11 protein-coding genes are annotated in these 15,459 nt (G+C 41.3%); 2 read left to right on the top strand and 9 right to left on the bottom strand.

Annotated elements, in window-relative coordinates; genetic code table 11:
- Positions 1 to 205 precede the first annotated feature (205 nt).
- The 6 genes from D7V32_RS04570 to hrpA all read right to left on the bottom strand — a co-directional run bounded on the left by D7V32_RS04570 (position 206) and on the right by hrpA (position 11,181).
- Positions 206 to 1,192, bottom strand: a complete 987-nt coding sequence (locus tag D7V32_RS04570; RefSeq protein WP_120401733.1) for an ion transporter — start codon at positions 1,190 to 1,192, stop codon at positions 206 to 208.
- Between the two features lie 103 nt (positions 1,193 to 1,295).
- On the bottom strand, positions 1,296 to 3,011 hold the full coding sequence (locus tag D7V32_RS04575) for an AAA family ATPase (protein ID WP_120401734.1): 1,716 nt from the start codon (positions 3,009 to 3,011) through the stop codon (positions 1,296 to 1,298).
- A gap of 86 nt (positions 3,012 to 3,097) precedes the next feature.
- The gene (locus D7V32_RS04580) at positions 3,098 to 5,125 is read right to left on the bottom strand and encodes a hypothetical protein (protein WP_120401735.1); all 2,028 of its coding nucleotides are present in this window, start codon (positions 5,123 to 5,125) and stop codon (positions 3,098 to 3,100) included.
- Positions 5,126 to 5,353: 228 nt separating this feature from the next.
- A complete protein-coding gene (locus D7V32_RS04585) occupies positions 5,354 to 6,115 on the bottom strand; it encodes a 1-acyl-sn-glycerol-3-phosphate acyltransferase (RefSeq protein ID WP_120401736.1) in 762 nt (253 codons plus the stop codon).
- An 11-nt stretch (positions 6,116 to 6,126) separates the two neighbouring features.
- Complete coding sequence (locus D7V32_RS04590) at positions 6,127 to 7,242, bottom strand: beta-ketoacyl-ACP synthase III (protein WP_120401737.1); 1,116 nt, start codon at positions 7,240 to 7,242, stop codon at positions 6,127 to 6,129.
- Positions 7,243 to 7,272: 30 nt separating this feature from the next.
- Positions 7,273 to 11,181 carry an ATP-dependent RNA helicase HrpA gene (gene hrpA / locus D7V32_RS04595; protein ID WP_120401746.1) on the bottom strand — a complete coding sequence of 1,303 codons (3,909 nt, stop codon included), beginning with the start codon at positions 11,179 to 11,181 and terminating at the stop codon, positions 7,273 to 7,275.
- 492 nt (positions 11,182 to 11,673) lie between these two features.
- On the opposite strand from hrpA, the gene ahpC reads away from it, so the two are divergent.
- Positions 11,674 to 12,237: an alkyl hydroperoxide reductase subunit C gene (gene ahpC / locus D7V32_RS04600; RefSeq protein ID WP_120401738.1), complete on the top strand. Its 564-nt coding sequence runs from the start codon at positions 11,674 to 11,676 to the stop codon at positions 12,235 to 12,237.
- Positions 12,238 to 12,351: 114 nt separating this feature from the next.
- Here ahpC and D7V32_RS04605 read toward each other — a convergent pair whose 3' ends face one another.
- Entirely contained in the window at positions 12,352 to 13,398 is a 1,047-nt protein-coding gene (locus D7V32_RS04605; protein ID WP_120401739.1) for a linear amide C-N hydrolase, read from the bottom strand.
- A 467-nt stretch (positions 13,399 to 13,865) separates the two neighbouring features.
- On the opposite strand from D7V32_RS04605, the gene D7V32_RS04610 reads away from it, so the two are divergent.
- Positions 13,866 to 14,072 carry a KTSC domain-containing protein gene (locus D7V32_RS04610; protein ID WP_120401740.1) on the top strand — a complete coding sequence of 69 codons (207 nt, stop codon included), beginning with the start codon at positions 13,866 to 13,868 and terminating at the stop codon, positions 14,070 to 14,072.
- 169 nt (positions 14,073 to 14,241) lie between these two features.
- Here D7V32_RS04610 and D7V32_RS04615 read toward each other — a convergent pair whose 3' ends face one another.
- Together D7V32_RS04615 and D7V32_RS04620 are read right to left on the bottom strand one after the other, a co-directional pair.
- The gene (locus D7V32_RS04615) at positions 14,242 to 14,457 is read right to left on the bottom strand and encodes a DUF1653 domain-containing protein (protein ID WP_120401741.1); all 216 of its coding nucleotides are present in this window, start codon (positions 14,455 to 14,457) and stop codon (positions 14,242 to 14,244) included.
- Between the two features lie 143 nt (positions 14,458 to 14,600).
- Entirely contained in the window at positions 14,601 to 15,125 is a 525-nt protein-coding gene (locus tag D7V32_RS04620) for a GTP-binding protein (RefSeq protein WP_120401742.1), read from the bottom strand.
- Positions 15,126 to 15,459 lie beyond the last annotated feature (334 nt).

Consider the following 15,459-nt stretch of genomic DNA (forward strand, 5'->3'; position numbering starts at 1 on the left):
CCTCTCTAATTGTCAATACTGAATATTACTCATCTTAACATATATTAAAATAATTATATTCAGCATTAAATTTACAACGCTGAAAAATACAACAGCCCCCTAATGTGAAGAAAAAATGCCGCAAATATAAACAGCAAAACCACCGTCTTCAAAAACGGTGATACCCCAGCACATCGGAAATGCCCCCACAGCCAAAGTATAAAAACTAAAGCTCTGGCAGTTTCTTTCCGCAGTGCGGGCAATATTCATATTGCTCACGCTCCCGTTTCAGCGCCTCCTCTCTCTGCTCACGCATCAGCTGCAGTAAAATATTCTGCGTTTGCTCTTTATTCAGCCCAACGTCTTTTCGGATTTCTTCAATTTTGTCTTGATCAATAGCCAAATCAATTTCAGAATGAAGCAGCAGTTCCCTAAACCGCAACTCCATAAATTGCTTGCGCTGTTCCAGCTCGTTCGCCAAACCATTGGCCAAAATACCCGCTGGAAGCGCCGCCAGTCCAACACCTAAAATCGTAATCAGCGCCCCTAAAAAACGCCCTAATGGCGTAATTGGCGTGACATCTCCATAGCCTACAGTGGTTAACGTAACCACAGCCCACCACATCGCAGCAGGAATAGAGGTAAAAACTTGCGGCTGCGCTTTACTTTCCACTACATAAATGCAGGCTGCAGCCATCACAATCATAATACTAAGAATAAAAATAACAGCTTGAAATGAGCCCTTCTCACGTTCAATAACCCTGAGCAAAATTTGCAGTGAAATAAAATAGCGCGTGAGTTTCAGCAGCCTTAATAAGCGCAAAATTCGTAAAAAGCGTAAATCTATAGGTACAAAGAAGTTGATATATGCTGGCAGAATAGCTAACAAATCAATTACTGCACCGCCGCTTTTAATCCATTTCAGCCGATTTTTCCAGCCAGATTCAAAAGGTTCTTTTTCAGCAATCGACCAAAAACGCAGCAGATATTCTGCACTGAAGATAATGATGGAAATGTGTTCAAAGGTATCAAAGAAAAAACGGTAAGATTGATAAATATCATTAACTGATTCCAGCAATACCGCAGCAGCATTGCCTAAAATCAACAGAATCAGAAAATAATTGACCGCCCGGCTAAAAGCCGTTTCATAGTCGTCATTATGTAAATTATTGTAGACAAACTTTCGCAGCGTATACCAAGCTGTCAATGCCATAGCAGTCAAATTTATATGAGAAATGATGCATCAGTTTAACTGATGCATCATCAAAATAAATCCAGCAGCCTCAGCATTTATCTCATTTATGCAGCGCCTCAAATCACTCTACAAACAGCAGCGCCAGCCGCACTTGATCATATCCCATACGCGGGGCAGTCAGCTCAACAATTGGACGCAGTTTAATGCTGCCGTCATCATTGAAATTTTCAGCATCATTGCGCTTGGTTAAACGCTTATAAATTTTGCGTACTTGCTCTACCGTTTCCTCACCTGGATTTGCTACAGAAATATCCAAGCCTTGTTCCTTTTGCAAGCGGCCCAAATGATTAATAATTGTAGCAGGCGTTAAACCGCGTTCAACAGCAATGTCTGAAATTTCATAACCCTCTTCAAATAAAGCGCGGGTTTCATCTAAGGTTGCAGATGCATAGTTTTGCTTCCCGCCGCTTCTCGCAATTTTCTTTTCATTGCGCTCAATTTCATATTCATTCAGCGTGCCGCCGCAGTGACGGATAAATGCTTTATGCTGCGCCGTTAAATCAATATCTGCAAATTGATTTTCTGCTTCTGCAGACAACTCTTGAAAGCGGCGGTCTGCTTTAATCGCTAAACTATCCAGCTCAAGCGCCTGCTCATTAAAACCTAGCAGACGTAAGCCCTGCAGCGCTTTTAAGCGTGACAGCGCCACATAGCCCTGACCTTTTTCAAAAGTATGCGACAGATTAATTTCTGCAGCTTCCAAAGTCATGCCTTGTGATTTATGAATGGTGATTGCCCATGCCAAACGAAGCGGAATTTGCTGAAAACTGGCAATAGTTTTGCCTTCATCATTATCGACCGACCACGTTTCAGGTTCAACAATTAAGGTCGTGCCATCTGTCAGTTTGACCTTCGGCAAGATGCCAAATTCATCATCTTCCTCAAAACCAATTACTTCGCCAAGACTGCCGTTGATATAACCCATATCAAAATTGTTTTTTACAAACATGACTTTGGCATTTTTCTTCAAACTTAAAGTTTCAGGCGCGCGTACAGAAGATTTTAAAGTTTCAATCAATTTGTCATTGCCGTCACACTGCGCATCAAATTGTTTAGTTTCCTGCTCAATTTCATTTAAGTGCTTAAAGTTAATGCTGTCCACATCCATATTATGGGTGTACAAACGGGTAAATGTGTCGCCAATGTCCTGATTGCGCGTATTGCGCAGCGCCTGCATATGCTCTTCAGTGATACTTTGCGCGCGAATGGCATTTAAAATATCATTCAGATAGTCATTGCCCTGACGGTGTTGTTCCGTCAAGTAACACACGCGGAATTTTGCTTCGACCCATGCTTCTGACATAAAGCAGAATTTGTCACGGTTACGCTCTTCATTGCGCCCAACTGGCGGCAGCTGAAAAAAATCACCGGCTGCAATCACTTGCACCCCGCCAAAAGCCTCATCACTTTCTTTAAAATATTTTAGAACCTTATTCACCAAATTCAGCTGCTTGGCATGCAGCATTGAAATTTCATCAATGATCAGCACTTGGGCATTTTCTAAATGCTCTTTTAAGTATTTACGCTCTTTCATGCGTTTCAGTTCATCTTCTGAAATCGCATCTTTAATACCGATACCCGCCCATGTATGAATAGTCATGCCGTTCATATGCGTTGCTGCAATACCCGTTGAAGCGGTAATAGCAACCGTGACTTTGCGTGCCTTCAGGTAGTTAATATACTGATTGAGCGTATAAGTTTTACCCGCACCTGCCGAACCTGTTAAAAATACATTTTCGCCAGCTTTTAATAACTTGAGTGCGGTTTCCTGCTTCATAAGACCTATACCATTAAAGAACCGCTATAGCCTACCGAGTTTTAAGCCAAAAGTTAAGCTTCATCCTCCAGAGTCTGACGCGCATCTTACAAATCAAGCCGTTTTTTTCGTTTTTGGTTTTGCCAGAAAATAAATCTTTTCGCCCGCTCAATTGCTTGAGCCTCTGCTTTTTCATTGTTAGGATATTCCAGCTGATCATAATACAGCTCTCCGCCAAGCAGCATACAGCCAAGAGTCATTTGCGCAGCCGAACCTCGGGTAACATGAAATGCAGTATAATCACCTTCCACAATTCGATGAGCATAGCTGGCTGCTAAACAATGCCTGAATATTTTCGACTCTTCTATAATGCGGTCGATTGATACCAGCTCTTCAAAATACCAGCCTTCAAAATCAATAAGACCATCTTCAGTGACCGCCTGCCATTGCTCACTAGCGCAGTCACGGCGCAGCTTAGACATAATCTCTTCTTTTTGAATATCATCATGCCAACGTGTTGCCTGCTGAAATAACCCTGCCCATGTTACCGTTTTTGGTACAGGTTTATTTTCTGCAAAATAAGCGCCCAAGTAATCCCGCACATAAGCATCGTAAATAGATTCCCTTACACGCTCATATTGCAAATAGAACAGCTGCCGAAAATCATCCAGCTGAATCCGATGGCGGCGCAATGTAAGATGAAAGTCGCGGTTTTGCTGATTTTCGACCCGTATAAAAGCCATAAGATCTGCAGGCAAATCCCTGCACACCTTTTCTAAATGCTGCAAATAAGCCTGTATCACACGGCTTAAATTTAAGTACACACGCTTAAATGCTGTTTCATCTTCCGTGGCAATACTGCGCAGCAGCGCCATCCACTCATCCAAATATAAAATCGAATGGCTAATCGCAATACGGTTATCATCAATAGATTGTTTAGTACCTTGCAGCACAGCATGCGCATTTACAGGCCGGTCAAACCAGTGTTCCTGTATGGCTAGATCATGGCAACGGTATATAAACATACGCGCCGCAACATATTGAAAATACTGCAAAGCAGCCAATATCATTTGCGGATGCTGCCGGCTGCTGTCAATAAAGCTCATAGCCGTGATGGCCACACGCACACTGCTGTGCTGTATATTTTCACTTACCCAGTCCGCAACTTCTGCAGATTGCCGATAAAGCCAATTCACAGCGCGTGTATTATCAAATAGCGGCAGCTTCGCAGCTTTTTTCTGCCAGACTTGCGTATTTGGCTGCAAAAAATTTTGCTTATTTAAAATACTCTGCTGAGGCCAAACCTCACGGTGCATAATGCGCAAAAAGCCAAGCAAAGCAGGCTGGCCTGCAGCATGCGGAAACATCAATAAAATATCATCACGATGCTCCTGCAATTCATGCAAATTAAAGCGCTCTTCAAAACACAGCGCCATAATACGGTAGACTTTTATATCTAAAAATTGCACTGCCGTATAACAGAATTCATCCAAGCTTTCCATTAGCGGCTGTATGGGCAAAAACTCACCGTCAATCAGCAGCTCAAATTTAAACATTTGCTTAAACAGCTCTTTTACTTCTTCAGGCAAGGGTTTCGCCTGCCGTAAAAACTGCTGCAGCACGGGCGTTTTATACAGCTTTGCTTTTATCATCAAATGATCAGTAATTTCAGCCTGAACCTGCGTAATGCCCTGCAAAAAAGCCTCCGCACGGACTTCAACACAGCACCATTGATAAATTTGGTCGACAAGAAGCTGACGAATCTGCTGTGCTTTACTGCGCAGCAGCAAAGAATGCTGCGGCTTGCGGTCTCCCGTTAAAAAATACAGTTCATGCAGAAAAAAATCTTCCAAGGCTTCAGCATGCTGCCCTTCATGCATAAAGTTGAGCTGCATCAACGGCTGCGCAAGTATGGCTTTAAAGCCTTCAAACTTCGGAGTATTAAATTGAATGAAAAATAAATCGCCAGCCAAGCTAATACGCTGCAAGCTTTGATCAATCTTGAACATATTTTGAGTTGTGATATGGCTGACCAGCGCCAGCTGATCTGCATACAGCTGGTTTAAACTATTTGAAATACGCAGCAGCTGCTTGGCAATCACACATAATGCGGCTGTATTTTGCTGATGATCCATCACTGCCTCCGCCTGCGTTATTCAAAAAAACCTAGGGGCTAAAATCCAATATAATAAATATTTTTCAAACGCTCCAGCAGTTTCGTTCCATCCATGAAGCAGATAAAATTAATAAATAAAAAATATGCACAAAATATTGTTTAGCAAAATTATTTTTATAATTAAAAACTTAAAAACCAGTTTAAGAAAAATTAAAAATATGATTTATGAATACAAAAAGATTTGAACTCACATCCCATGATGCTGCTGACGGATTTCCCTCAGCAAATCTAAACCCTGATAAATGTCCTGTTGGATCTGCGTTCGAAAATTCTGCATTTGCTCAATATTTTCGATCTGCATAATGCTTTGACGCGGCATAAACTGAAAATAAAACGGTACACGTTTAGGAATAGGCCGTTTAGGCAATGAAGGAATGACCTCACCATGACGCAGCAGCTTATCCAGCTTTGGCACTTTCAGTAAAGCCTGAAATGCTTTGCTGTTCACAATCGTGCTGGCATCAAAAGCAATGTCAAAAGCCTCATCACCGCCTAATGCGGCAAAAGGTACAATATCATACTGAAACTCTTGCGCCAGCTTTAAAAAACCATAACGCTGCTTCCAAATCAGCTGATAAGCCTCACCTTTGCGTTTTAGCACTTCACGGCCGCCACCCGGAAAAACCAATATAGAATAGCCCTGCTGCATCACACTGCGGACATATTCCTGCACCCCATCTACAGCGCCAAATTTTTTCACAATTTCACGCCAGAGCGGCAAATAAAAGTGGCTATGGTCCGCAATGCTGACCACAGCCACTTTATGTTCGTTATATAGATAATCAATAATCATCGGCGCATCCAATACACCATAGATTGTATGATTGCCTACATACATTGCAGGTTTTGATACCTCGATATATTCCGTACCTAAAAAAGTAGGCGTGAAATACATTTTGGACAAAGCGCTAATGCGCTTTATCCATTTTGCATCATGCTCAACCTGCAAATATGCTGGCCTTAAGCAGCATCATGCTTTTGCACAAGTATAGAACCTACTGAATAGCCTGCGCCGAATGAGCAAAGCACGCCATACTCGCCATGGTTCACTTCGTTCGCTGTACGGTGTAATGCAATCATTACACCTGCAGATGAGGTATTGGCAAATTCATCAAGAATAATTGGCACTAAATCAGGAGTTGCATGCTCCTTACCAACAACCAGCTTAAGAATCAATTCATTCATGCTGGCATTGGCTTGATGTAACCAAAAACGCTTCACATCCGTTGCTGCAATTTTGTTGTCTTCCAATTGTTTCGTGATCATTTTCGCGACTAATGGACAAACTTCTTTAAATACTTTACGGCCGTCTTGACGGAAACGGTTGTTGTCGATGTCTGCATCGACTTCACTCATATTTAAGTAACCGAAGTTGTTACGAATGTTGTTTGAGAACTGTGTAAACAGATCAATATCTAACACTTCAAAACCAGCTTTGGTTTCAGTTTCTTCAATAATCGATGCAGTTGCAACATCACCAAAAATGAAGTGGCAGTCACGCATACGGAAATCTGTGTGGCCAGACGTAATCTCAACGTTAACCAATAACACACGGCGGGCGCCTGATTTGATCGCATCATACGCTTGTTTGATACCGAAAGTTGCAGCTGAACATGCAACATTCATGTCATATGCATAGCCTTGAATACCCAATGCTGTTTGGATTTCAATCGCTACAGCAGGATAAGCCCGCTGAATATTTGAACATGACAAAATCACCACATCAATGTCTTCTGCAGTCACGCCTGCATTTTCCATCGCTTGTTTAGCTGCAGCAACACCCCATTCCGCTTGAAGAGAAATTTCATCATTTGGACGTTCATGAAGCACTGGGCGTAAACGGTTTGGATCTAGAATACCTCTTTTTTCAGCAACATAACGCGCTTTTACGCCCGATGCTTTTTCGATAAATTCGGCACTTGAACCACGAAGCGCTTCTAGCTCGCCTGCTTCAATTTTTTCAGCATTGTCGCTGTTGTACTGTTCCACATAAGCATTTAAAGCTTCAACTAACTCTTCGTTAGTAATTACGTCTTCTGGATGATAAAGACCTGTACCCGTAATGCGGATGCCCATGTAAAACTCCTTTTTGAAATTACCTATATATTAACTGATCCCAAGCTTTTCCCATAGTTTTTGCAAACGGGATGGAGAAATTGGCATCTTGGTTTTCATCGGCTGAGAAAATAATGAGATGCGCAATTCCTCAACCATGAAATACAGTTCTTTCAGGCGAATATCGTTTTTGAACTTAAATAATTTTTCCATCCATGGGTCAACTTGATCAATGGCAGAATTATCCCTTTGCAGATTATTTGGTAAGCGCTCCAAACGCAACACCAGAGCCTTTAAATAGCGTGGAAATTCTTGCCAAATATCAGCAGATTTTACATATACAAAATCCGACAAACTCATCAAATCCAGCTGATCTTCAATGTCATCAATATTTTTTCCAAACACAGAATCGTCTAAAACCAATAGTTTCCGACGTATATCCTGCCATTGAATGTAAATTTCACTCAGCATAGACAAAGCATGCTGACCATGCATCAAGAAAGATTTCTTTACATTTAAAACGAGGTTTTGATACTCTTGCTCATTGACAGGAAGCTCATTTATTGAAAGCTGAAGTGTGGCATAAACTAACATTTGCTCTAGTTTGGCTTTGTCACCTAGCGGTGAATAAGCCAATGCCAAGGGTTTAGAAATCTGTTTTTTCAGCTGACGAACCAAGTCACCCAGCTGCATATGCACAAGACGAATCACACCTTCGCGGTGCTGACGGACAGCCTCTGTCTGATCATTAAATGTCTGAATAACCACACCAGATGCATCTTTTTGCTCAAGCAGCGCAAAGTTTTTAGCCGGCACCAAAGCCTGATACTGTTTCACCACCACACCAGTGACTTTTTGTGAGGCTTCAAACACAAAAGTTTCAGGAAAATTGTTAAATTCTCCTTTCAGCTGTTTGACAGGGCTGTGTGTTTCTGTACGGCAACGGGCTTTGAGTTCTTCCAAATCACGGCCCTGCTCAATCACACGGCCCTTTTCATCAATCACTTTGATCAGCGGCAATAAATACTGTTCCACCCGCTCCCAAGAAAAATCTTTTCCTGTAATTTGCTCTCCGCGGAGCTGGAATGCCAAGAAACTGAAAATATGCTCCCGCAGATGCACCGCATCAACACGATCCATTAATTTACGGGCTGTATCAGGTATCGGTACTAAATGACGGCGTTTATCTTTTGGTAATGCTTTAAGTAAAGCTTCTATCAGCTCTTGGCGCCAGCCTGGTATCCCCCATGACCAAATATTTTCATCCACTTGCGGCAAAGCCTGAATTGGAATTTTGACTGTTGCCCCATCCTCATCATGACTTGGATCAAAACGGTAGCTGGCAGCCAAACGGAGTTCACCATTACGCAAGAAATCAGGTAATTGCTGCGTCGTTGGGCGGTCATTCATCCATAATGCATCATCATCAATAAATAAATGACGCGGATCCTTCGGTTCAACTGTTGCGCGCCAGTCTTCAAAACTGCGGCGGCTTGCCACCTCTTCAGGCACTTTAGAGGCATAAAATTGATAAATCGTTTCTTCATCCACCACCAAATCACGGCGGCGAAGTTTATCCTCTACGCGCTCAACCTCCTCAAGCTTAAGTAAATTATGCTTTAAAAATGGCGGGGTCGTACCTAAATTACCCGTAGTTAAAGCATCGCGCAGGAAAATTTCATGCGCAGCAGGCTGATCAACCTTTTCATAATTAATCGGACGCTTAGGCTCAATAATGAGGCCAAATAAAGAAATTTGGTCATAAGCATTGACCACACCTGCCTTTTTCGACCAATGCGGCTCAAAGTAATGATGCTTCAGCAAATCGCCCGCAGCCAATAAAATCCACTCAGGTTCAATTTTCGCCAGCGTTCGAATATATACCTGAGAGGTTTCGACCATTTCAAAGGCTATTACCCAAGGCGTATTGGTTTTATGCAAAGTCGATGCTGGGAAAATACGCGCTTTTTGCTGACGTACTGCCATAAACACATTGCGCTCATCTGTTTTATTCGCAATGAAGGACAGCAAGCCAGTTAATAATGCCCGATGCAGATTTTCATAATTGGCTTTCTTTTCATTAAAAGACAGTTTTAGGCCTTGCGCTAAATCGACCAATTGCTCATGGGTTTTCTTCCACTCACGTAAACGCAGCCAGCTGAGAAAATGATTACGTGCAAACGTCCTGCGCTTGTTTTCGCTCATCCCCTTATTTTCTGTCAAGGTTTCCCATAACTTAATATAAAACAAAAAGTCCGAATCAGCTTCACGGAACAGCGCATGTTTTTGGTCTGCCTGCATTTGTTTGTCTGCAGGACGCTCACGCGGATCTTGCACCGCAAGAGCCGCTACAACCACAAGCACTTCGTTTAAAGCGCCAAAGTGCGCGCCGCCCAAAATCATCCGTGCGAGGCGCGGGTCGATTGGCATTTTTGCCATCTGTTGACCGATTTTGGTTAAGGAATCTCCCCCAACCCCTCTTTTAGAAAGAGGGACTTTTTCAGCTCCCCCTTTTCCAACAGATGAGGCGTTGTTTGCCGCAAGAGGAGGATTTGATTTACGTTCAGAGAGCGCCCCAAGCTCAATTAACAGCTTACGGGCATCATTCACCAAACGATGATCTGGCGGCTCAATAAAATCAAAGTCTTCTAATTCACCAAAGCCCAAACTTTGCATTTGCAAAATAACCGAAGCCAAGTTGGTGCGCTTAATTTCAGGTTCAGTAAACTCTGGGCGGCTTTGAAAATCTTCTTCGCTGTATAAACGAATACACACACCCGGCGCAATACGGCCGCAGCGGCCTTTACGCTGATTGGCCGCTGCTTGTGACACCGCTTCAATTGGCAAACGCTGTACACGGGAACGATAGTTATAACGTGAAAGACGGGCAAAACCGCTATCAATCACATAACGGATATTCGGAACAGTTAATGCCGTTTCCGCCACGTTCGTGGCAATAATAATGCGCCGTCCGCCACCTGACGGATTGAAGATTTTTTGCTGCTCACTCAAAGCCAGACGCGCATACAGCGGCAGCACTTCAGTATGCCGCGGACCATGCTTTTGCAATGTTTCTTGCAATTCACGAATTTCTTGTTCGGTGCTGGCAAAAATCAAAATGTCGGCATGTTCAGGATGGCCTTTTTCCTGCGCATCTTGAAAACACTCTTCTACTGCTGAAACCACAGCCCGCGGCAAGTTTTCTTCAAAGTCATCAAATTCATCATCATCACTGCCGCCAATACTGAGTTCTGAAATTGGGCGGTAACGAAGCTCCACAGGAAAACTTCGTCCTTCGACTTCAAAAATCGGCGCGCCATTAAAGTAATTGCTGAAACGGTTTACATCTAAAGTTGCGGAAGTAATGATAACTTTTAAGTCTTTGCGGCGCGGTAAAAGCTGTTTCAGATACCCCATGATGAAGTCAATATTCAGTGAACGCTCATGCGCTTCATCAATAATAATCGTATCGTATTTATTTAAAAAACGGTCATTGGCCAATTCCGCCAGTAAAATACCGTCTGTCATCAAACGCACGATCGAGTCTTGCGAACCTTGTTCATTAAAACGGACTTTAAAGGAAATCGACTCCCCCAGTTTTTCACCGACTTCTTCGGCAATACGCTGTGACACGCTGCGCGCAGCCAAACGGCGCGGCTGAGTATGTCCAATAAGGCCAGTTAAGCCGCGTCCAGCCAGCATCGCAATTTGCGGCAGCTGCGTGGTTTTACCCGAACCTGTTTCGCCTGCAACAATAATCACTTGATGCTGCTGAATCGCTTCAATTAATTTATCTGCATACTGAGTTACAGGTAAATCTTGATTCAGTTTAATATTTGGAATTTTAGAAATGCGCTCACGCACTTTGGCATTTGATTTCTCAAACAGCTCTTGGTACTGCGTCTCATTAGCATCTTTCCCTTTTTTGAGGCGACTTAAACGATGACGGTCACGGACCATCACCAGCTGTTCTGCATGAAAAGGACGCTGCACTGAGAAAATACCCGTAAGAAAAATCAATTCGATATTTTACGTGCTTCATGAGTGAAGCGGTAGCTATTTTACGCTCCAGAGTATAGAAATACTGCAAATACATTTGATTAGGCTTTACAGTAAAGTAGTTATATTTCACATAATCATTCCATCTATAATTTTTATTTCCCGTTTTTTCATCGCGTTTTTAGAAAAAATTTACTTTTTTTCAATTCAGCCTTGAATTTTAAAGGCATAAACACCATGTTGAATACGGGACAAAAACAAAGATGATTTTGTCATCTAGCCATCATATTGCTGATGCTAAATGAACAGAATGATTTGATGGAAATGGCTTGCACTGCAGCTAATTCGGTTTTTCCGATTTTTGTAATGTAAAAATACCATTTCAGCAATCGCTTAAAATTCGATAGTCTTTATTCCGAAAATTAAATACTTACCTCAATCATGGAGACAATGATGAGCTTGATTAATACTGAAGTTAAACCGTTCAAAACTACAGCATTCCAAAATGGTCAATTTATCGAAGTAACTGAAGCTGACCTTAAAGGCAAATGGTCAGTAGTTTTCTTCTACCCAGCTGACTTCACTTTTGTATGCCCAACTGAACTTGGTGACCTTGCTGACAACTACGCTGAATTCCAAAAATTAGGCGTAGAAATCTACTCAGTTTCTACTGACACGCACTTCACGCATAAAGCTTGGCACGATTCTTCAGAAGAAATCAAAAAAATCCAATACGTAATGGTTGGTGATGCAAACTGGACTCTTGCTAAAAACTTTGACGTACTAATTGAATCTGCTGGTCTTGCTGACCGCGGTACTTTCGTTATCGATCCTGAAGGCAAAATCCAAATCGTTGAAATCAATGCTGGCGGTATTGGCCGTGACGCTCAAGAACTTCTTCGTAAAGTTAAAGCTGCTCAATACGTACACGCTCACCCAGGCGAAGTTTGCCCAGCTAAATGGAAAGAAGGCGATGCTACTCTAGCTCCTTCAATCGACCTAGTTGGTAAAATCTAATCTGTATTAGATTGAACTGATTCAAAAAAACCGTGCTTATAGCACGGTTTTTTTTGCTTAATAATAAAGTAAGGCGTTTACCGAACACGGCTGCGTCCGTGATTCCTCTTTACATTAACTAATGCCTAAAAATACAAAAGGCTTCGTTTCAACAAAAGATGCCGTTGCATCGCCTGCATAAGTACTGCTTTGATCTTTGCCTAAATTCAGCTTCTTGGTTTTACCGTCTTTAAAATTGATCTTGTTTAAATCAACCCAAAATACATTCGGCGAAACCGCAGATTCGAAGAAATAAAGATGACGCTTATGGTCCACTACCGTTCGCCAGCGGGTAGATGAAATATTCGGCTCTTCTTCCGTGTTCAGGCCGAATGGAACGGAAACATTGCGGATTACACTGAATACGCTGGCTAGACTGCTGTTGGAATCGGCTTTATTTGGAATGGCTTGAATATAAAAAGAAGCGCGCGCAAAACGGTCAGCCGCACGATTTGTTCCCGGAAGGAAGGTTGTGCCGCCAATTTGTTTCCAATATTGATTTAATGCCAGCTGCTGGTCAAAAGTCGGAGAGTTGGTCATAACCTGATACGTTTTGCTGTGATGAATCACCTGCTTGCCGCCGATATATTCAACAATTGCACTATCGCCGCTTTTATCTGAGATAGATAAATGCAGTGCAGCTAAGCGGCTTTCCCCAGGAACTTGATCTGTAATCACATCAAAGGGTTCTTTTTGCAAAAATTTAACAGCCTCATCTACGGTTGAAAAATTATCCAAAACATACTGAGCCCATAAAGAAATACTCAATTTTGGTTTTTTTGACTTTTCAGCCTGCGGATATTCAGATTCGACCAGCCATAGTAAATTTGCATTTAAACCGGCTTCATTTACACCATCCGTCGTTGAAATATCATAGCCCGTTGCCACAACGCTGCCGTATTTCGCCGTCCAGCTTGCAGATTGAGGCCCTGCCTGTCCAGCCCGCTTTACACCGCTTGGCAAAATCCAAAGATTCGTCCCCACATCAGATTTCCAATCCATAGAGCGGGCGGTCATCACATTATTATTTTCGCCATGAAAAACCACACGCGTACACGCTTCAGCCAATGAGGACAGCATAATTCCAGAAGCAGCCAATACGCATAAAATCGTCTTTTTCATACATAACACCTCTATAAAATCTAAAAAATTAAAATTTGTTTTAAAGTTTATTCATGTAAAATATATAAAACGGCACATCGGTTTTATCAGGCACAAAAAGTCAAAAAAATCTCACCCCCCTCTCCAGCGACCACCTAAAAATAACTAAAACCCAGCTATTAGAATTAGGCCTTTACCCAAGCATAAAGTGATTATTTTTCACCCGTATTAACTATTAACCTTATAACACGCTCTGTACAAAATTAATAATCTGTTAAACTTCTCAAAATATTTGATAATTCATTTTATGATCAAGTAAAAATACCAAAATGCAAAATTATAAAAAGTGTTTAGCAGCACACAAACATTTAAATATTCGCTTTATTTTTACAATTCTGCTACATCGTCCCGTCCAAATTTATCATAAGTTCAAATAAAGCCTGCAGCAGTTTAGCAGCTGAAACATAATAATTTTAAGGGGGTTGCTTATGGGAACACCGCTTGCTGTAAAAACATGGAAATACAGCGCTTCTTCACGTTATCTAAAAATTTTTTATACCAATGGGACAGGTGATTTATTCCACCCGGTACCTGAGTTTATTTATAACAATATGATGAGATGCAGCGACAAAACTGCATTTGTGCATAAATATTTAGAATATGATTTACACTTTACCCGGATTTCTATTCAGTAAGACTCTAAGAAGCAATCAAATATATTTCGATTGCTTCTATTCTTCTTTTTAAGAAAAAAAGCGCTGACGTTATGCCAGCGCTTCAATCTTTCTTACAGCAGAAAATAATTCTTCAACTATTCCATTTGAACAATAAGAAAGCATAACCTTGATTTTACTTCAGCATCTATTATGCAACTTCTTGAATTAACCTAAAACGGGGCACTTCACGGTCATCTTCCAAGCAAACACTTTCATTAAACATAGCAAATGGGCGGACCCAAATAGAATAATCACCATATAAACACTGGTAAACCACTAATTTTTCTTCTGTTTCACTGTGCGTTGCTGTATGCAGCACCTGATATAACTGACCTTTATAATGCTGGTATATGCCCTTTTTCATTCCATTTCTCTAAACATCAAATAGGCAAAAGCATAGCATGTAAAATCTGCAAACTGAGTATTACTCATAAGTGAATCCCCTTTTAACAATGATTAACAGTTAAATATTGCACATGCTTTACTTCATTGCATTATAGCCCTCATCTACAGACGCACTTCCTGCAATGCAATTAAAGTTTCGACCATCATCAATACATCATCTTTTTCACGGGCATCCACGGTAAAAAGCGGATACTGGCAATTATTTTGCATCAGCCAATCACGGTAAATTTTCAACACTTGGCTATTGCGCAAATCAAGATGTGTAATACCAATCACAATATTATTGCTGTATTGTTCAAATGTCCGCAGATAGAACTCTAGGCTTTTTAAGCGCTCCACATGCATATGATCAATCAACAGCACAATACCAATAGAGTCCTGACATATTTTTGGCCATATAAAATCGCAGCTCTCATGTCCCGGCGTCCCATACAGTCCTACATGCGCGCCGTCATTTAAGCTCATTTCCCCGTAAACGATATCCAGCTTCTGCTTCGTATTTTCAGCTTCGTCAAAATTTGAGGCATCTAGCTTTTTAAGCGGAATATCCGAAAGCAGCTTAATGGCTGCAGACTTGCCAGCGCCAATTTTGCCGCCAAATACAATTTTGTATTGCTGCAATAGCATACAACTCACCTTCACCCATGTTTTGTAGATGCAAATCACATTTTTAGCTGAATTTAGCATAAATGTTTACATTTTGTAATATTCTTTACCTATTAAAGAATTTTTTAAGCATTCTCAGATATCTCTTTCAAAGCTTTGACAGCAACAGCTTGAAGCTAAAATCGATTATTGCTTTTTTATATAAGCTCTCAGTTTAGTTTTTAAAACATCATTTTTTTCTTACACTTAACACGCTAAAAACATTACAAATCCAGAAAACCGATCATTACTATAAAAACAAACTGTTTTAACTATTTTTATATATTTCGTATTATTCTCTTATCAAATAAACATT

The organism is Acinetobacter tianfuensis, assembly GCF_003611465.1.
Lineage (GTDB): Bacteria > Pseudomonadota > Gammaproteobacteria > Pseudomonadales > Moraxellaceae > Acinetobacter > Acinetobacter tianfuensis.